Genomic DNA, 18,116 nt, shown 5'->3' with positions numbered 1-18,116 from the left:
TTCCTCCCGAAAATAAACTTTTAATAAATATGAATATTAATCATAACGGGGGAAAACTGCTTTTTACTAATCGAAATTTACTTAGTGTGGTTTTTCTCCGAAATGCTGCCGATATCCACAATAGTTAATTACTATATGAAGTGGGAGGGTTTTTGAATAAAAACACCACGGATAAAATAAAGATTACAGCCTTCAAACTGCCCCAATACGGATATACAGCATGATCTGTTAAACTAGCATATTGAAATATATTCTCTAAACCGAAAATTCCTATCATGACTGCTGAGAGGAATGAAGCTGATCCGTATGTTCCATTGCGATAGAGGGTAAATAAATATATTGCACATGTAAGTGGTACGATGATTTGTAGTAGGATTGCCATGGATTGTCCCCCTAATTTATATTTTATAGTTATATCATATCAAAAAATGTAATAAAAAGGTAAGTAAGTTAATTGATGCTAAGGAGAAAACAGGCGTGTACAAACAGAGATATTGCGACTTCATAGCTATAGTTTTGATACTAATTAAACTACTCTAATCATATTCTTCTATATAAAAGATATAAAAAAAGGGGGGAGTTAATTGACAAACGTTAAGATTCGTTTACGGCCCATCGTTCATAACTTAAATTTACCGACTGTAATAAAAACAGCTATACTTCCAGATGAAACGACCGAAAGGCTATTTATCGCAACGCAATTAGGAGAAGTTTTTTACATAGGAGACGGAGATATAAAGACATTTTTAAATATTCGTCACCGAATTATTAAATTAGGCACATTTGAAGAAGGTGTTGCTAGTAGCGGTTATGATGAACGCGGCTTACTAGGACTAGCGTTTCATCCGCAATTTAATCATAATGGCTTATTTTATCTTCATTATTCAGTAGCCGGGACTCAAGGACCAGGAGCGCTTTCAAAACAATTTAAACCGAATCCTTGTGACGAGAAAACTTTAAACTTAAAGTGGACAAATAGAGATACTCAATATGATCATATCGATACAATTGAAGAATGGATTTTACAATCAAACGGTAAACCTCAAAAAAGAAGAACTTTACTTAATATAAGAAGACCATTTTTTAATCATAACGGCGTAAACAGCTTAAACTTTTCACCTGAGACTGGAAAACTTGTTTTTACAAATGGAGATGGTGGTTCAGGCTATGATCCATTTAATTTAAGTCAGGATGATTTAGAAATAGCGGGTAAAATAATTGAAATCGATGTAAGTAGAGATACATTCATAACCAATCCTCCAGTAGTTACACGCTTTAATGAATTTCCTTTATCTATACAAGAAACGCTTACAGTCGTTGCAAAAGGCGTTCGTAATATAACAGGTATTTCATTTCAAAGGTTTTATAATCAACATATCAAATATGCCGGTAACGTCGGACAAGATATTGTCGAGTCTATTTTTTCTTTTGTTCAATATAAACCAATACCAGTTACCGAAATCGTTCAAACCCATTTAATGAGAGAGACTCCTGATCAATATGGATTTATTAACTTTGGGTGGAGAGGATGGGAAGGAGAATTACCAACTTCTTTTATAAGGCACTGTTCTGAGAATCCAACTTTAGATGAGAGAATAATGGCTTATTATAATGAAACTATAGAAACATCAGTGCAGCGTATACAGCCTCTAATTAGTTATTATCATAAAGATTCCAGACCAGATAAATTTGAAGGAACTTCACTTACTGGCGTGCAACCGTATATGGGAACTGCAATTCCTAGTTTGACTGGTAGTATTGTGTTTACTGATCTTGCTAAAAAAGAAAAATCGCAGTCTCTAGTAAAAGGTGCGTTAGCATATTCTAGAGCTGGTACGCATGGTAAACATACTGACTTTCATGTTATTGAAACCCATTATGATTTCGGTGAGCAGGCAGCTTATTTTATGAGTTTAGGAACAAATTTAGATCAAACTAGATTATATTTAGGGGTTTACGGTTCTATGAAAGTAACGGATTTGAACAAAGGTACTATTTTTGAAATCGTTCCTTAATATGATAGACACTCTCGGAATTATTCATTATATAATCGTCCACTGTATAATTAGATATCTTTAGGGGGATTTTGATGAATCACTTTAGAAACTATTGGTATCAACCGATGATCGCTCATGGTACGAATTTTGTTCATAAAAGAAAGATGACGCCAGCAAAGAGATTAGTCACTACAGCGTTACTCGGTTCACTTGCTGCTATTTTTCAATCTGCAGGCAACTTAATTCCTGGTATTGGGTTATTTATTAGTCCATTTGCGACGCTGCCGATTTTTCTAGCTATTTGTTATTCTATTCGCGGGGGAATATTCTCTTATATTTTAACTATTTTCCTCTTATTTATTATTGAGCCAAGTGAACTGATTGTCTTTCCCTTTACTACTGGTTTATTGGGTATAGCGTTAGGAGTATCCTTTATACAATTCAAGAGGAGGATTTGGGTGGTTGCCTTTTCAGCGGTCTGTCTACTTATAGGTATTATGATCGTTCTTGATATTTTTCACTTTCCTGTATTAGGTCCTACCGTTCATACAACTTTGGATATAAAAATTATATTATCGATATTTATAATGAGCTTTCTATATTGTTGGGTCTATGCAGGCCTTTGTAGAATAATGTTGAATAGAGTATATAAAGTATGGTCTTAACAATTCCTTTTATATTATAAAAGAATGGAGATTTAGGTCGTGTATAACATTGAAATTAGAAGACCCAATTCGGATGATATAGATAAAATGAATTTGTTTTTTCGTCTTGTTATTACTGATACCTTTAATAATGAGGGGTTATCACAATTATTAGATGACATAGAAAATGAAATACATACGAAAAAACAGTATTTGAAAAATGATTTGGAGAGCAATGGGGAAAGTCGTTACTTTTTAGTAGCAATTGATACAAGTAACGATAAAATCATCGGAACAATTGAAATCGGTCCAGCAAGTACATTGATTCATAGCTGTACAGGTGGTGTATTTAAAGATTTATATGAAATAGGAACTGTATTCGTACTACCTGAATATCAACAAAAGGGTATAGGTAATTTATTACTACATGCAATGTATATTACGTTACTTAGCAGAGGGATAACAGAATACTGTTTAGATAGTGGATACAAAAAAGCGCAAAGTATATGGACGAAGAAGTTTGGAGAGCCTAGTTATGTACTGAAGGATTATTGGGGAGAATCAAGTGATCATATGATTTGGAAGAAGAGTTTACATGATACACCTATAATATTTGAATTATAAAATGAAAAATGTCTCTGAACGTAGCTTTTCTTACATATGTATGCTATTATTTATCTTTATAATAAAAGAGGACGTGAATGAACTTGATTAAAATTAGTATCCCTGAAGTTGATGTTACAATTACTGAACGTAAACAAGTTATTAGAGGAGACGAGCCAAGAATTACGCCAATCAATGGCTTTATCGATTTTCACTTGTTCCCACGAGATAAAGGCGGCATTTTTATGTTTTACAACATTAATGACGAACTTCTTTTCGTAGGTAAAGCTCGTAAAATTAGACAACGTATTAAGAAGCATTTCGAAGATAACGTTTCGCCAATTAAAAATCACCGTGATGAAGTATACCGCATTGATGCATGTATCGTAGAAGATCCAACAGAAAGAGAAATTTACGAAACATATATCATTAATGAATACAAAGCAAAGTATAACGTTGACAAAGTATTCTATAAATAAGTAATAAAAAACAATCCTAGCACACAGACTGGGATTGTTTTTTATTTAAATTTAGTCCTCATATTTTTCTCCTTTTTTTAAATGATTCGCAACAATAAAGCAGCATACACCTATACATATGAGCACAATTCCAATCGTTTTATGTTTTCCCTCAAAGAAAGGAATATCAGAAATAACATTTGTCATACATAGTCCTAAAAATACAAGGATAGGGCCCACCCAAAGTAATACATTACCGAATTTTGTGTGCTTCCACATAATAACCCTCCTTAATTCTCTTTACATATATATCCATAAATTAAAAGTAAATTCATAGAGAAATATAGTTTTTTTCATATCGAAAAATTAACCTTCATATATTGGTACAAGCAAACGAGAAAGGGGACCATCATGAATTGGTTAGAAGCTTTTATTTTAGGAATCATACAAGGTTTAACAGAGTTTTTACCGATAAGTAGTACAGGGCATCTTTATTTAGGCAGGCATTTGTTTCAATTAGATGAAGCGGGATTATTTTTAGATACGATGCTGCATATTGGGACTTTACTTGCAGTGTTTATTTATTACAAGAAAGAATTTGTATATTTAATTAAAAATCCATTTTCAAAATTAATGTTGCTACTTATTGTCGGAACGATACCCGCAGTTGTAATTGGATTGTTGTTTAAAGATTTTTTTGAGGATATTTCAAAAACAGGTATTACGATTGGCTGGGAGTTTTTAGTGACAGGATTCTTTCTCTACATGGCGGATAAACAAAAGAATGGTCGTAAAAAAATAGACGACATTACATATAAAGATGCGTTTATTATCGGTTCATTTCAAGCGGCTGCTATTTTTCCGGCAATTTCTCGTTCTGGAATGACAATCGTCGCTGCATTATGGAGGAAGTTGGACCGCGAAACTGCTGCTTACTTTTCTTTCTTATTATCAACACCAGCCATTGTCGGAGCTATCATTTTGCAATTTGCAGATGTTTTTCAAGGGAAAGCAGAATCTATTTCTAGTACATCTTTAATTGTCGGAACGTTATCAGCAGCATTTTTCGGTTACATAGCTGTTTCATGGATGATTCAATACTTAAAACGTCACTCTTTAAAAGTATTTGCGTATTACGTATGGGGATTAGGCATTTTAATTATAACGTTACAATATACTCATGTGTTTTAATTATAATAGTAAAGAAATTAATTAGTTTAAGATCCTGTTTCATTCATAAAAGACAGGGTCTCTTTTTATTAAGGAGGAAAATATGTTTAATAAAGCTATCGTTATTGGCGGAAGTATCGCAGGAAAGCTCGCAGCAAAAGCATTATCAACTGCTTTTAAAGAAGTAATCATTATAGAAGCCGGTGAAAGATGGGATGGAAAGTTCTCGAGAAAAAGAGTCCCACAAAGTAATCATCCTCATGTGTTATTAAAAGGTGGAGAAAAAGCCATTGAGGAATTGTTTCCTAATATTACGAATGAATTAATAGAAGCAGGTAGTGTCGTACATAACTTTACTCGTGATTTAAAATGGCATCAATTTGGTTTATGGAAACAACCATTCACAGGAGAAGTACATATGATTCAACAAAGTAGATTTTTGCTTGAATGGCATATTCAAAAACGAATAGATCAGGTTTCTAATATTACTATTAAATATGAGACAGTGATTGAAGGGTTATTAATAGATGGAAAAAGTAACAAAGTATGTGGAGTAAAAGCGAAATGTTTAGAGACTGGTACACAAAAAGAAATTCAAGCAGATATAGTTGTTGATGCAAGTGGATTCGGTTCAAAAAGTATAGCATGGTTACGCGAATATAATATCGAAGTGCAAGAAGAGAAAGCGCGTATTGATTTATTTTACACAACTAGAATGTTTAAACTTAAAGAAAATGAGAAATTAGACTACTGTAATACGCTAATGTCTCCAAGTTTCCCTGACAATCCGTATGGCGTTCTTATTCAAACGATTGAGGATAATCGTTATTTTGTTACTTTCAGTGGATATGCGAATGAAAAAGCACCACAAACAGATGAAGAATTTTATGATTTTGCTGAAAACCTATCAATCTCTAATGTTACTGATTTTTTAAATAAAGCTGAAGCCATTTCACATACCAAAACGTACAAAATTCCATATCAAGTACGTAGGCGATTTGATTTAGTGGATAATCTACCCGAAAGATTGTTAGTAGTTGGGGATGCACATTGTCGTTTCGACCCTGTTTTCGGTCAAGGTGTTTCAGTTGCTGCTATGGAAGCTCACCAATTACAGGTACTTTTGCAAAGAAAACAAAAGCTTGATAAAGCATTTACACAGCAATTTTATAAAGAGGCTGCTCATATCATACAAACTCCATGGGAGATGACTATAACGGAGATATCGCGTCATCCCCAGTTAAAAAGAGAATTAACGATAAAGCAAAAATTTCAGCTATGGTATACGAAACAAATATATCAACTATCTGCAATTGACTCTGACGTTTATATTCGATTAGTAAGAGTGATGAATTTAATTCGGAGTCCATTGCACCTATTTCATCCGAAAGTGTTATTTGCTGTATTACTGAAGCGCAAGAAATAGAAGGAAAATAGTTGATTAAAAAAGAATATATAACAGTTAGTAGATATAGAAGGGGTAATCGAGATGAAAATATACATAGAACAATTAAAGAAACACGATGCTAAAGATTTATTTACATTTGAACTTACGAATAAATCTTTTTTTGAAACAATGGTACCAAATCGCGGCTCGCAATATTTCGATTTTGAATTTTTCCAAAAACTACTAGACGATTTATTAATAGAACAGGCGGATGGAGATTCCTATTTTTATTTAATTCGTAATGAAAAAAAAGAAATTGTAGGACGAATAAATTTAGTGGATATTGATACAGAAACGCGAAGCAGTTCACTAGGATATCGAGTTGGAGAAAAGTTTACTAAAAAAGGAGTTGCAACAGCAGCTGTAAAATTAGTTTTAGAAGTAGCGAAAAATAATAAAATTAATGAGATTCATGCTAAAACAACTACTAATAATCTCGCATCACAAAGTGTATTAGAAAAAAGCGGGTTTTCTTCCTATCAAAACGAAGCAGATACAACATTTGCAGAATTAAATGGAGAACATGTAAATTTTGTACATTATATTTGGAGAAATACTTCGCGCTTATAATAAGGGGGACTTATTCATGAATGATTTACGTTATCCAATTGGCCAATTTACTTACAAACGCCCTATAACGGAAGAAATGATAGATACATGGATTCAAGAAATTGAAGATTTACCAAATGAACTAACAAAGGCTATTAAAGATTTAGATCAGAAGCAGTTAGATACGCCATATCGAGTTGGTGGATGGACGGTTCGTCAAGTAGTCCATCACGTTGTTGATAGCCATATGAACAGCTACATACGCTTTAAATTAGCACTAACAGAAAAGAACCCTACGATTAAACCGTATAAAGAAGAAAAGTGGGCAGAACTACCTGATTCTAAATTACCAGTAGATGTTTCACTAGTAATGTTAGATTCATTACATAAAAGATGGGTTAACCTTTTATATTCTCTAGAACTTGAAGATCTTGAAAAGACATTTAATCATCCAGAAACAGGCGAAACAAAACTTGCTGCTGCAATTGGACTTTATGCATGGCACGGACGTCATCATACAGCTCATATTACTTCATTAAGAAAACGACTAAATTGGTAACATGAAGATTACTTTAAAGAAGGCGACAGAAAATGATGCAGCAGCTTTATTTCAAATGCAAATAGACTCGTTTAACCCTTTATTAAATAAATATAAAGACTATGAAACAAATCCAGCGAATGAATCTATTGAAAAAACGATTTTAAGGATAAATAATCCAAGTAATAACTTTTATAAGATAATATTTGATTCGAACCTTGCTGGAGCGATATGCATTTCCAAAAAAGAAATACCATATAAATTTTGGATTAGTCCAATGTTCATTCATCCAAACTATCAAGGGAAAGGAATTGCTCAGCAGATACTTATTTTAATTGAAGAGATGTTTCCAGAAGCACAGTGTTTTGAACTTGCTACGATTTTAGAAGAAGAAAAAAATTGTTTTCTATACGAAAAGATGGGATATAAAAGAACAGAAGTAACTAAGAAATTAAATGATGAAACTACACTTGTTTATTACAAAAAAGAAAGGTAAAGCATTTGAAATACGCTTTACCTTTTTCTGTTATCTAAGATTAAATATACAAAATTGATGCATATTCTTCCAAAATACTCGGGTTAGTAATTTTAGAAATGAATAAACATACGAAAAAGCGTTATTTCGTCGTATATGTTACTAACGCTTTTTGAATGCTTAAAACACTATCGTCACCTTTAAATTCTTTCGTAATTGGTGTACTCAAACTAGATACCCAAATTTTAAGCTCAGCATCTAAATCAAAATGCCCAGCTGTTTCAATGCTAAATTGTGTAATGCTTTTATAAGGAATAGAATGATACTCTGTTTTTTTACCTGATATCCCTTGTTTATCTACTAAAATAAGACGACGATTTGTAAATACGATTAAATCACGAATTAATTTATAAGCATGCTCAACTTTCTCATCGCTTAACATAATCTTCTCTAAATCACGTTCAACACTTTCTGTACTCGCATTTGATGCATTTCCTAAAATACCGCTGAATAAACCCATAGGAAATTCCTCCTCCATTATTTGTGGATTGTGTTACTTATATTGTACCATGCAACTCGATGTGAAGTTATGATATTACATTAGTAGTTTCTGGCTATTGTTGTAACCCTTTTATATAACCTCATCTTAATATCTTATGCTAATATATAAGTAAGAAAATAGAAGCAGAGGGATATAGCATGAAAAATATCGGTTTAGTATTAGAGGGTGGAGGAATGAAAGGATTATATACTGCGGGCGTACTCGAATATTTTATGGAAAAGAACTTATACTTTCCTTATGTAATCGGTGTATCGGCTGGAGCATGTATGGGAGCCACTTATTTATCACGCCAAAAAGGAAGAAATAAAAAAGTAAATACAGAGCTCGTATCAGATCACCGTTATATATCTTATCGAAATTTCATTCAAAAACGTGAATTATTCGGAATGGATTTTTTATTTGATGAAGTACCAAATAAAATTGTGCCATTTGATTTTCAAACTTTCTTAAACTCAAATGAACAGTTTGTTATAGGAACGACTGATTGCAATTCAGGAAAAGCAGTTTATTATAATAAAATAGAACACGGTAATGACATATTAAAAATCATTCGTGCATCAAGTTCGGTCCCATTTATAGCACCTGCTGTAGAATATGATAATCGAAAATTGCTAGATGGAGGGATTATAGATCCTATACCGGTTTTAAAAGCGCAAACTGATGGTTATCAAAAGAACGTCGTAATTATGACAAAGCCAGTAGGATATGAGAAGCAGCGAAATAAGTTTTCTGGACTAGCTAAAATTTTATATAGAAAATATCCGAATATCGCAGAGTCCTTAGTAGAACATTATCGTTTTTATAATGAGACGATATCTTATATGAATCATATAGAACAAAAAGACAACTTTTATGTCATTCAACCTAGCGTACAGCTTCCTATAAGCGGAATAGAAAGAAATAAAGAGAAACTTGTTAACCTATATAATCTTGGCTATACAGATACTCAAAATCATTATGAAAAATTATTAAGTTGGATAGAGAAATAAAGAGGTGGAAAGTTGCTATTAGGAAAAAAAGTTATTTTTAATGAATTGCAGAAAATGTATAGTCCACTACAAAAACCGTTTCCGTATGGTGCTATAGGAAAATTGCAGCAAGACTTAAAAAGTAAATTTACCGAAGATGACTGTATAAACGCTGATTTTAATCATTATTGGATGCATACAGCAGGTACTTTAAATTCTGTACTAAATAAAAAAGAAAAGAATATTTCGTTTCAGCAAATACAGTGGCTAAGAAAATCGTTTTATGAATGGTTTCCGCAATATCGTTTTCTAGAAACAGAAATTGTGAAGTATCCCATTTTGTATAGAGATTTCATGAATTATGAGAAGACACGAAAACTATTACTATATTATCTTACTGAATAAAAATATAAACGTACGGGTGCGTTTTTTTGTTCATAAAAAATACAATTTTAACACCTTGTTTATATAGGGATTTTAAAGTGCAGAAAGAAGTACATATAGAATACAGTAAGGGAGGAGAAGCGTTTAGCAATTGTTTTCCTTTAATGCATTGTCCTACTCGAATATCGTTAGTTATTTATGTTAAAATATTTCGAGTGAAATTAAGACAGGAGGGGCAACATTAACATGGAAAATGTATCAAATATAGATAAATTGGAATCAATAAAATCTTTACAATCAACAATTCGTAAACTTGAAAATGCACTATCACAAATGACTCAAAAAGGTGCAAATACTACATTAGTAAAAAAACGACTTAAAGCAGTTTGCGTAGGGTTAGCAGTACTAGAAAATATTTGGAATCAAGAAAATCACCAGTATAGCCAAGAAGAGCTAGCAGAAGCTTGTAATATCCTTGCTGGTTTGCTTCCATCAATAGAGAAGGCCTATGATAAGTCTAAAGTTGGAAGTCCTCAAAGAACACTTTTAACAAGACGGATAAAAGCATTAGAACTGTCTATTCAAGCAATTGATAAACTTTCTAATAAATAACTCATCTACATACATAACATCCTAATCCTAAATTTCATAAAAGCAATCTAGTAAAAAGAAATATAAAGGAGGAAGATGGGTGACTTCAATAATTAGTCCTCAGTTAGAGGAGCTTACTAATCAATTAAAGAATGGAAACGAGCAAGCTTTGTATACTTTTTTGCATGAAATAAAGTCGAATCATACGCCACTAATAGAACAATATCCTGTAGATAGTCAGTATAGGCTTATAACGTATATTTGGTTAGGGGACCGAAAAACTGAAAACGTTTATGTATTCGGTAGTTTTCCTGGTTGGGATCTGTCTGTAAATCAACTACAACGGTTGTTACAGACAGATATTTGGTATGCAACGTTTAGGACGGATAAGAGTTTTATTTCAACGTACTATTTTTCAGTAAACGATGTTTTCGAAAATGATTGGATAAAGCGTAGTGAACAGTATCGATTAGACCAATTTAATGAAAGTACATTTGGAGGTACCAATAAAGCGTCTTTGTTAAACATAGGAATGGAGGTGCAATATAGCAGTCGTTTTCCTTCAAATCATTATCCATCCGGAAAAATTGAAACATATTCATTTCATAGTAAGATTTTAAATAACACACGTAAAATTCATATTTATACGCCTCATAATTATTCTCACACTTCACATCTTCAAGAACTTCTCATTGTATTTGATGGAAATTCATTCATTAATGACCTTTCACTCGCAAAAACACTCAATTATTTAATTTACGAAAGAGAAATCCCATCTTGTATTGCTGTTGCTATAGATTCAGTTAATCGCCTAGAAGAGCTAACTTACAACGATAAAATGAATGCATTTTTCAAGGAGGAATTACTTCCGTGGATTCAGGCGAAGTATCGTGTGCATCAAGAAGCAAAACATACAACAATTGCCGGTTTCAGTCTTGGTGGCTTAGCAGCTTGTTATGCTGCGCTTCAAAATCCATACATTTTCGGGAACGTGTTGTCGATGTCTGGATCTGTACATTGGAAAAAGGATGGGTATGAAAATAAAATTCCTTGGATTGAACATCAAATTTCATCTATAGATTCAAATGCGATGCAACCTCATTTTTATATAGCAGCAGGAGAACTTGAAAATAAACCTCTTTTAACGGCTAATAGACGTCTGTATAAAGCTTTAAAAGAAAAGGAATACCAAATTACTTATGAAGAGTTTCAAGGCGGCCATGACGGCGTTTGGTGGCGAGAAAAGTTATTTGATGGGTTGAAAGCATTGAAACGTACAAAAACGCTACTATAAAATATAAAGAGGAGAGATTCTATGAATCAAGAAGAACTAGATAAAAAATTAAAAAAGCAAGAGATTTTAGTAAAAGACGAGAAAGTTTGGACCTTTACGTATGAGGACCATATTAGTTCTATCGTGAAAGAAGCAGAAAAGAAAGGGTCTTTTGATAATTTACCTGGTAAAGGGAAACCTCTAAATCTAGATAAAGATCTTTCGTACAATCCTGAAAAGCAACTGTATAGAGCTTTGAAAAATAATCATGTATTACCTAAGTGGATTGAGCTTTCAAAGGAAATTGATGATTTAAAAGAAACGCTAAAAGAAAACACAAATACTGCAGAAGCAGCGAATTTAATTCGAACTATTAATAAAAAGGTTTTAGAACATAATTTACTTTGTCCACCAAGTGCGCAAAAAACGAGGGTAAAAACGGATTTTTAACGATTTTTAATGAAGCTATCTTTTGCTATATAATTAAGTAAGGTATTTTCAATTCATTATTAAAGGGAGGCAAATGCAATGAAGAATACGTATCAACTTCAAATTCCGAAAAAACTAGAGCAGTATCGTAGTATTTTAGAAGAAAGTGTGAAGCCGTATATTAAAGTGACTGGAACATTAGCAGAGACAACGCTTTTTGAGAGTAAGTTTGGTGGTTATCCGTATTTACCTATAGATCAAGAGCATCCTAAAGATTCAAATGGACAACCTATGATGTTACTTGCACAGCTAAACTTTGAAGAAATGCCGTATGTTGAATATATACCTCAGGAGGGAATGTTACAGTTTTTTGTAAGTGCTGCTGATGAGCTTTACGGCGCGGATTTTGATCATCCAACAATACAAAAAAACTTTCGAATTATTTATCATTCTACAATTATAAAAGATTTAAATAAGGTAATTACTGATTTTAGTTATTTAAACACTTTAGAATTAGAGGACTTTATTATTCCCGAAGCAGCGAAATTAAAGTTTGAATTAGGTTATCAACCAGTAACATCAAGGGATTATCGATTTGAAAAGATGTTTAGTGAGGAAATTGATTGGGAAGAAATTGTTGATGAAGAAAATAATACAGAATTAGGCGAACTGTATGATGATTTATGTGAAGATCAAGGACATAAAATTGGCGGTTACCCATTTTTTACACAGACAGATCCAAGGGAATGGGAAGAAAAACACCAGCAACACGATATATTATTACTACAAATCGATACAGATGATTCATTAAATATTATGTGGGGAGATTCTGGTGTTGCTAATTTCTTTATAAAGAAAGACGATTTGTTAAATCTAGATTTTTCCAATGTAATTTACAATTGGGATTGTTATTAAGAGTATATAACTGAAATACTAGCAAGCTAAAAAATCTTCCTGAAGGTGAGGGAGATTTTTTAAGTTAAAAATAAACGTTATGTCAACTAGAATAAAGAACGGTAAGTACAATAAAAGTCAAGCGCAAATAACAGAAATAACAACAAATAATGTAAAGTTATAAAACGTGTGTAAATAGCAATATAAATTCATTAAGTAAAACATAAAATGAATTTAATAATTTATATTTTGTATAGAAATCATTTTTCTGTATAAAAAAATTCTTGTCGATCAAAAAATTTTTTTGATTCGTTAAAGCTTAATTAATAATCGTTTAAAATTCGTCGTGATGGATTTATAACAAAAAATGATAAAAACTGTAGAAATTCGTTTAAATAAGATTTTGTATGAATCTCACTAAAAATCTCCGTTTCATCTCATTAAGTATAGTTTACTTGGTTTTTGATACCTGATATCGCTTTGTTTCTATAACTACCTATAATATATATTATGTTAACTGTAAAAAAATAATAAACTTATTATATATTAGTAACAATTGTTAGACTCCTCCTTTTCTTTTGATTCATTCTGTGTGATGGGTTGTTTAGTTGCTTGTTTTTTTTGTGTTTTATAAGTTGTTTATGAAAATTTCTCCAGATATACTTTATATTTAAGACAAAAAAATGCAATTCGTTTTAAATGAACACATTAAACGAATTGCATTGATACGATGACGAATAAGTTTTTAAAATTAGTTTGCTACAGCAATTGCTTCGATTTCAATTAATAAGTTATCGTTAATTAACTTTCTAACTTCTACAGCTGAACTTGCTGGTGGATTTTTAGTATCAATGTATTGGTCTCGTATATCTCTAACAATGGCCATTTGAGAAATATCTGTTAAGAAAAATGTTAATTTTACTACATCGTTAAATTTTAATTCCGGAGTTTCTAATGCACTTTTAATATTTTCGAATACTTGTCGCGTTTATGTAGCCAAATCGCCAACGCCAACTATTTGACCATCAGTGTTAATCGCTACTTGTCCAGATATGTAAATTGTTCGTTTAGCGTTACAAACTTCGACTACATGCGAGTATCCAAAAGTTGGTGGCATCGTTTCTGGATTGATAAATTTCTTTTGCAAGATTCTTCTCTCCTTTTATATCGTATTTTCTATATATTTTATTGATTATCTGTTTGTAAATGATTAATTTTGTTATATTCATGTATTTTCCATTGTTCTTGATCATAATAGATGCTACTTATACAGGCAGTAAAAAGTTTTGTTTTTCTTGATCCAATTTCATTATTTGATATTAAAACTAGAATTGTATTTATGACGGCACTATGAGTAACTAAAATAACATTACTATTTGCATATTTTTTCAAAATTATATTTAAACCCGTTATAATTCTTGTTTTTAATGGTTCTCTCGGTTCTTGATTTGTATAATTACGATTTGGAAACATTTTCACCCGGTCTTCTGTCGTTAATCCTGAAGCCATACCATAATCACGTTCTATAAAATTTTCCATTTCAATGATTTCAACTGGTTTTAACATGTACTGATTTATGATTTCAGCTGTTTGTTTTGCTCTTGATAAAGGACTAGAAATAATTACATCCCATCGGTTTTCACGCAAATACAAACCACATTTTTCGGCTTGTTGCTTACCGTTTTTATTTAGATCAATATTCTCACGGCCTTGAAGCTTTCCAATAGCATCCCATTCAGTTTCACCATGTCTAATTAAGCATACAACAGTCATATACATACCCTCCTACTACATTTAAATGTAAATCTATTTGTCTATCTGCTGCTACGAAACCTTTTACTAATTGCATTTTCTTATAATTAATATCAGTATTAGTGTTTTAGAAATATTCTTCAAATGTTTCGTTATCTGCTGTAATTAAATTTAATGTTGAATATCGAGAATTTCCATAAAGACCAATTTGAACTTCTCCTAAAAACGAAACGTATGTTCTTTGTTGTTTGCAAGAAATTATTTACCAAATTAAAACAATTTACATTTACTTTATATTCGTTTTAACTGCTGCATGATTTGTTTTTTGTATATAAGAATAATGAATTCGACAAATTTATGAAAGGTACAGCATTAAAGATGAAAGGTAAATTAATTTCGTTTAAACTACAAATAGCTACAATAACAACATACGTATATTGTTAAACGTAAAGAGGAGAACGAATGAAAAAGAAATATATGAATCAAATTCATACTGATGTAAGTTTTAAACCGAAAGATATTATTGGTTTAATGACTGATTACTTTAAAATGAAATCAAAGCTGCGTCCTTTAAAGAATTTACCTATTGTTCTATCGGATAAAAATAATGAGTCTTTAGAGAGTGTGACATGGTTTGGGCACTCTGCTTCCCTTGTGAAAATAGAAGGTAAAACATTGTTATTAGACCCAATGTTTGGAGATACCTCTTCCCCATTCCCTCTGTTTAATAGCAAACGTTATAGTGGTGCTTTTTCTTTAGAACGTGAAAACCTTCAAGAAATTGATGCGATTATCATTTCTCATAATCACTATGACCATTTAAATTACAAGAGTATTATGCAGTTAAAAGATCGTGCAAAACACTTTTATGTCCCAACTGGAGTTGCGCAATATTTAATGAAATGGGGCGTTTCACCTAGTAAAATTAGTGAGCATAATTGGTGGGACGAAATTATGTTTGATACTATAAAATTAGTTTGTGCACCTGCAAGGCATTTCTCTGGACGGAGTATAACAGATAGAGATTGTTCGTTATGGTGTTCATGGCTTATTTTAGGGAAAGAGACAAAAGTTTTCTTTAGTGGTGATAGCGGTTATGCTCCTCACTTTAAGGAGATTGGTGATAAGTATGGTCCATTCGATCTTACGTTAATGGAATGTGGGCAATATGATCCGAGGTGGTCTGCTATTCATATGATGCCTGAAGAAACGGTACAAGCACATATTGACGTGAAAGGAGAACTCCTTCTTCCAATTATTGGGGTGCTTTTACATTAGCATTACATGAATGGAGTGACCCGATAGAACGTGTTACAAAAGAAGCCAAGCGTTTAGAAGTTAAAGTTACAACGCCTCAAATTGGCGAATCTATTACGTTAAAATCTACAGACTATCCTAGGTATGCTTGGTGGCGAAAAATCTAATTATTATAAAAAGCGAATCTGTCTTATATAGAAGATTCGCTTTTTTTCTTTTTAATTATAATGTATTTTTTACAAACTGATTAAATTTGTCTATCTCTTCAACGAATGGATTATGATTACTTTCTTCAAATTTAGTTAATACTGCGTTCGGGATTAAATTTGCTATTTCACGAGAAAATATGTAGGGACATTGTGCATCATGCTTACCACAGTATATAAAGCTTGGAATTTTTATGAATTTAAGTTTCTTACGAACATCATAACCCTTATATTCAACTTGTCTAAAATAATTTAACCGATTGCCAACTGTCTTTCCGCTATTCGGCAATTTTAATGCCTCTTCAAGCTTTTCTTCAGAATAAAAAGACATAAGTGCCCACTCTTTACTTAATACTTTTCTTTCTTCTTGTAATGTACTATCATCATTTAATGCATTCATAATTGATACGATTCTATTAAAATTTTCATTTTTACTACAGTATATACTATCTTTGTGAGATGCATATTCCATACTCGCTGCTGCGCCACCAACAATTATTTTCGTTAAACTTTCTTGTGCTTCAGTCGCATATACAAGAGCTAACATCCCTCCTGTCGAATGACCAGCAAACCCCCACTTATTAATATATAAAGCTTCCCGAATCTCTTCTAAATCTTTAACCGTTTCCATCATACTATATTCGGAATCAGTATTTGCTAAATCTGAATTGCCGCAACCCTTTAAATTAACTAAATATACGCTATAAAAATTAGTGAACGGGTTTGCAAAAGTATTTCCATTATCGTTATACTCGCTATACATATGTGTAACGCATAAAGGCGGACCTTCTCCCTTCACAAAATACTCAAAATTACCTCTAGTAGTTTTGATAATATTTGTTTTCCACATATGGAATCTCCTTTCTAAAATTTTTATCTGCTTTTTAGAAGTGAATTCATAAATAAAAATATTACTTTACTATATTTGCTTTCCCATTATCTAAAATTCTATTTGCTGGTACACTGGACATTTCAATCACTGTATTCATACTCTTATCTGTTAGTTCAATAAGCTCCTTTTCATGATTGATTTTCTGTAAATCCCACACCATTCCACTGAATTTGTTATGCTGTCCACTTATTCTTAATATATTTTTTGTTTTACTCGATGGCTGTATTTGTAGATTTGTAAATTGGTTACCGCTAATTTCGTTTGGCGTAGTTACATTACTATCCATATAAATCATATTTACACAATCTTCAAGCGAGAAGTTCATAAAACGATTGGCATTTATCCAGGCATAACCAGATTGCGGTTTCTTAGCTACTAATTTTAGCCCCGTTTCCATTCCTACAACTTTAACGTTTTCAAAATTAACAAACGAAATTTCATTTTCTTTTCCAACCGAGTATAAAGAAATTCCGGTACCTTTATTTGTTTCTGTCCAATTAATAATATTTATATCTTTTATTTGTGTCTTGTGCCACGTGTTATAATATTTATTTTTGCCGTCTAAATATATAACTTCAGAATTAAATGTAGGGTCGTCTATAGCTATATAGGCTCCTTCAATTGATGCGTTTTTTTCTAATTCTAGAACTCTAAAATTACCTTCGACAACAAATTGTGTTCCGTAACCAAATAATAACTTTACACCTTGTTTCACTATAATTGGCGAGGTGATCTTGTACTTCTTATCATCCAGCAATACCGTTTTCGTTTTACTAGATTCTGCTTTATTAATAGCAGATTGTATTTTATTTGAATCATTTTTACCTTTAAAGTCTTCTACATACACTTTATCATTTTTAGCTACACTATCTTTTTTTGTGTATTCATAAAAAGCAAAAGTAATTAAAACTAGAGCTATGAGTAAAATAATTATTTTCTTCAATACCCTCATCCTCATATAAATTTTCTCCTTAGCTACTCTTCGAATAATTTAAATGATAATTATTTTGCTGTGTATGATAGATTA

At 31.9% G+C, this 18,116-nt stretch carries 20 protein-coding genes and 4 pseudogenes; 16 read left to right on the top strand and 8 right to left on the bottom strand.

Going from position 1 to position 18,116, the window contains the following annotated elements:
* Positions 1-124 precede the first annotated feature (124 nt).
* Positions 125-382: a hypothetical protein gene (locus ACZ76X_RS01115; RefSeq protein WP_479849205.1), complete on the bottom strand. Its 258-nt coding sequence runs from the start codon at positions 380-382 to the stop codon at positions 125-127.
* 202 nt (positions 383-584) lie between these two features.
* Here ACZ76X_RS01115 and ACZ76X_RS01110 point away from each other — a divergent pair, with 202 nt between their 5' ends.
* From ACZ76X_RS01110 to ACZ76X_RS01095, 4 genes are all read left to right on the top strand, one after another.
* The gene (locus tag ACZ76X_RS01110) at positions 585-2,015 is read left to right on the top strand and encodes a PQQ-dependent sugar dehydrogenase (protein ID WP_479849204.1); all 1,431 of its coding nucleotides are present in this window, start codon (positions 585-587) and stop codon (positions 2,013-2,015) included.
* A 74-nt stretch (positions 2,016-2,089) separates the two neighbouring features.
* Positions 2,090-2,662, top strand: coding sequence for a YybS family protein (locus tag ACZ76X_RS01105; RefSeq protein WP_479849203.1), 573 nt, complete (start codon positions 2,090-2,092; stop codon positions 2,660-2,662).
* A 39-nt stretch (positions 2,663-2,701) separates the two neighbouring features.
* Entirely contained in the window at positions 2,702-3,265 is a 564-nt protein-coding gene (locus tag ACZ76X_RS01100; protein WP_479849202.1) for a GNAT family N-acetyltransferase, read from the top strand.
* A 77-nt stretch (positions 3,266-3,342) separates the two neighbouring features.
* A complete protein-coding gene (locus tag ACZ76X_RS01095; RefSeq protein ID WP_001048949.1) occupies positions 3,343-3,723 on the top strand; it encodes a nucleotide excision repair endonuclease in 381 nt (126 codons plus the stop codon).
* A gap of 51 nt (positions 3,724-3,774) precedes the next feature.
* Here the strand turns inward: ACZ76X_RS01095 and ACZ76X_RS01090 are convergent, their stop codons facing one another.
* Positions 3,775-3,981: a hypothetical protein gene (locus ACZ76X_RS01090; RefSeq protein ID WP_479849201.1), complete on the bottom strand. Its 207-nt coding sequence runs from the start codon at positions 3,979-3,981 to the stop codon at positions 3,775-3,777.
* Positions 3,982-4,113: 132 nt separating this feature from the next.
* Between ACZ76X_RS01090 and ACZ76X_RS01085 the strand changes: the two genes are divergently transcribed.
* The 5 genes and pseudogenes from ACZ76X_RS01085 to ACZ76X_RS01065 form a co-directional block, all read left to right on the top strand.
* Complete coding sequence (locus ACZ76X_RS01085) at positions 4,114-4,893, top strand: undecaprenyl-diphosphate phosphatase (protein WP_479849200.1); 780 nt, start codon at positions 4,114-4,116, stop codon at positions 4,891-4,893.
* 82 nt (positions 4,894-4,975) lie between these two features.
* Positions 4,976-6,298, top strand: a complete 1,323-nt coding sequence (locus ACZ76X_RS01080) for an FAD-dependent oxidoreductase (protein WP_479849199.1) — start codon at positions 4,976-4,978, stop codon at positions 6,296-6,298.
* Positions 6,299-6,361: 63 nt separating this feature from the next.
* Positions 6,362-6,889: a GNAT family N-acetyltransferase gene (locus ACZ76X_RS01075; RefSeq protein WP_479849198.1), complete on the top strand. Its 528-nt coding sequence runs from the start codon at positions 6,362-6,364 to the stop codon at positions 6,887-6,889.
* A gap of 16 nt (positions 6,890-6,905) precedes the next feature.
* A complete protein-coding gene (locus ACZ76X_RS01070; RefSeq protein ID WP_017561595.1) occupies positions 6,906-7,427 on the top strand; it encodes a YfiT family bacillithiol transferase in 522 nt (173 codons plus the stop codon).
* A gap of 1 nt (position 7,428) precedes the next feature.
* Positions 7,429-7,902: pseudogene (locus ACZ76X_RS01065) on the top strand (GNAT family N-acetyltransferase); the annotation flags it as partial.
* Positions 7,903-8,023: 121 nt separating this feature from the next.
* Here ACZ76X_RS01065 and ACZ76X_RS01060 read toward each other — a convergent pair.
* Positions 8,024-8,401, bottom strand: coding sequence for a PH domain-containing protein (locus ACZ76X_RS01060; RefSeq protein WP_479849197.1), 378 nt, complete (start codon positions 8,399-8,401; stop codon positions 8,024-8,026).
* A gap of 179 nt (positions 8,402-8,580) precedes the next feature.
* On the opposite strand from ACZ76X_RS01060, the gene ACZ76X_RS01055 reads away from it, so the two are divergent.
* From ACZ76X_RS01055 to ACZ76X_RS01030, 6 genes are all read left to right on the top strand, one after another.
* Positions 8,581-9,432: a patatin-like phospholipase family protein gene (locus ACZ76X_RS01055; RefSeq protein WP_479849196.1), complete on the top strand. Its 852-nt coding sequence runs from the start codon at positions 8,581-8,583 to the stop codon at positions 9,430-9,432.
* Positions 9,433-9,444: 12 nt separating this feature from the next.
* A complete protein-coding gene (locus ACZ76X_RS01050; protein ID WP_479849195.1) occupies positions 9,445-9,816 on the top strand; it encodes a YxiJ-like family protein in 372 nt (123 codons plus the stop codon).
* Positions 9,817-10,041: 225 nt separating this feature from the next.
* Positions 10,042-10,407: a hypothetical protein gene (locus ACZ76X_RS01045; protein ID WP_479849194.1), complete on the top strand. Its 366-nt coding sequence runs from the start codon at positions 10,042-10,044 to the stop codon at positions 10,405-10,407.
* A gap of 79 nt (positions 10,408-10,486) precedes the next feature.
* A complete protein-coding gene (locus ACZ76X_RS01040) occupies positions 10,487-11,680 on the top strand; it encodes an alpha/beta hydrolase-fold protein (RefSeq protein WP_479849193.1) in 1,194 nt (397 codons plus the stop codon).
* Positions 11,681-11,701: 21 nt separating this feature from the next.
* On the top strand, positions 11,702-12,109 hold the full coding sequence (locus ACZ76X_RS01035; protein WP_479849192.1) for a DnaJ family domain-containing protein: 408 nt from the start codon (positions 11,702-11,704) through the stop codon (positions 12,107-12,109).
* Positions 12,110-12,187: 78 nt separating this feature from the next.
* On the top strand, positions 12,188-13,003 hold the full coding sequence (locus tag ACZ76X_RS01030; protein WP_479849191.1) for a YwqG family protein: 816 nt from the start codon (positions 12,188-12,190) through the stop codon (positions 13,001-13,003).
* A 730-nt stretch (positions 13,004-13,733) separates the two neighbouring features.
* Here ACZ76X_RS01030 and ACZ76X_RS01025 read toward each other — a convergent pair.
* The 3 genes and pseudogenes from ACZ76X_RS01025 to ACZ76X_RS01015 all read right to left on the bottom strand — a co-directional run.
* Positions 13,734-14,129: pseudogene (locus ACZ76X_RS01025) on the bottom strand (RidA family protein).
* Positions 14,130-14,167: 38 nt separating this feature from the next.
* Entirely contained in the window at positions 14,168-14,755 is a 588-nt protein-coding gene (locus tag ACZ76X_RS01020) for a histidine phosphatase family protein (RefSeq protein WP_479849190.1), read from the bottom strand.
* Positions 14,756-14,768: 13 nt separating this feature from the next.
* A pseudogene (locus ACZ76X_RS01015) lies at positions 14,769-14,972 on the bottom strand (RidA family protein); the annotation flags it as partial.
* A 224-nt stretch (positions 14,973-15,196) separates the two neighbouring features.
* On the opposite strand from ACZ76X_RS01015, the pseudogene ACZ76X_RS01010 reads away from it, so the two are divergent.
* A pseudogene (locus ACZ76X_RS01010) lies at positions 15,197-16,158 on the top strand (MBL fold metallo-hydrolase).
* A gap of 55 nt (positions 16,159-16,213) precedes the next feature.
* Here ACZ76X_RS01010 and ACZ76X_RS01005 read toward each other — a convergent pair.
* Both ACZ76X_RS01005 and ACZ76X_RS01000 read right to left on the bottom strand, forming a co-directional pair.
* Positions 16,214-17,047, bottom strand: coding sequence for an alpha/beta fold hydrolase (locus ACZ76X_RS01005; RefSeq protein ID WP_479849189.1), 834 nt, complete (start codon positions 17,045-17,047; stop codon positions 16,214-16,216).
* Between the two features lie 61 nt (positions 17,048-17,108).
* Positions 17,109-18,047, bottom strand: a complete 939-nt coding sequence (locus tag ACZ76X_RS01000; protein ID WP_479849188.1) for a pectate lyase family protein — start codon at positions 18,045-18,047, stop codon at positions 17,109-17,111.
* Positions 18,048-18,116 lie beyond the last annotated feature (69 nt).

It is taken from the genome of Bacillus sp. BC05(2025), assembly GCF_056725905.1.
This window is presented reverse-complemented; position numbering and strand designations above follow the sequence as displayed.

Coding starts and splice junctions, on each gene's coding strand:
- ACZ76X_RS01105 (WP_479849203.1), top strand. CDS start 2,090: ATGAATCACTTTAGAAACTATTGGTATCAACCGATGATCGCTCATGGT.
- ACZ76X_RS01045 (WP_479849194.1), top strand. CDS start 10,042: ATGGAAAATGTATCAAATATAGATAAATTGGAATCAATAAAATCTTTA.
- ACZ76X_RS01030 (WP_479849191.1), top strand. CDS start 12,188: ATGAAGAATACGTATCAACTTCAAATTCCGAAAAAACTAGAGCAGTAT.
- ACZ76X_RS01085 (WP_479849200.1), top strand. CDS start 4,114: ATGAATTGGTTAGAAGCTTTTATTTTAGGAATCATACAAGGTTTAACA.
- ACZ76X_RS01090 (WP_479849201.1), bottom strand. CDS start 3,981: ATGTGGAAGCACACAAAATTCGGTAATGTATTACTTTGGGTGGGCCCT.
- ACZ76X_RS01115 (WP_479849205.1), bottom strand. CDS start 382: ATGGCAATCCTACTACAAATCATCGTACCACTTACATGTGCAATATAT.
- ACZ76X_RS01095 (WP_001048949.1), top strand. CDS start 3,343: ATGAACTTGATTAAAATTAGTATCCCTGAAGTTGATGTTACAATTACT.
- ACZ76X_RS01060 (WP_479849197.1), bottom strand. CDS start 8,401: ATGGGTTTATTCAGCGGTATTTTAGGAAATGCATCAAATGCGAGTACA.
- ACZ76X_RS01070 (WP_017561595.1), top strand. CDS start 6,906: ATGAATGATTTACGTTATCCAATTGGCCAATTTACTTACAAACGCCCT.
- ACZ76X_RS01035 (WP_479849192.1), top strand. CDS start 11,702: ATGAATCAAGAAGAACTAGATAAAAAATTAAAAAAGCAAGAGATTTTA.
- ACZ76X_RS01075 (WP_479849198.1), top strand. CDS start 6,362: ATGAAAATATACATAGAACAATTAAAGAAACACGATGCTAAAGATTTA.
- ACZ76X_RS01005 (WP_479849189.1), bottom strand. CDS start 17,047: ATGTGGAAAACAAATATTATCAAAACTACTAGAGGTAATTTTGAGTAT.
- ACZ76X_RS01055 (WP_479849196.1), top strand. CDS start 8,581: ATGAAAAATATCGGTTTAGTATTAGAGGGTGGAGGAATGAAAGGATTA.
- ACZ76X_RS01020 (WP_479849190.1), bottom strand. CDS start 14,755: ATGACTGTTGTATGCTTAATTAGACATGGTGAAACTGAATGGGATGCT.
- ACZ76X_RS01080 (WP_479849199.1), top strand. CDS start 4,976: ATGTTTAATAAAGCTATCGTTATTGGCGGAAGTATCGCAGGAAAGCTC.
- ACZ76X_RS01000 (WP_479849188.1), bottom strand. CDS start 18,047: ATGAGGATGAGGGTATTGAAGAAAATAATTATTTTACTCATAGCTCTA.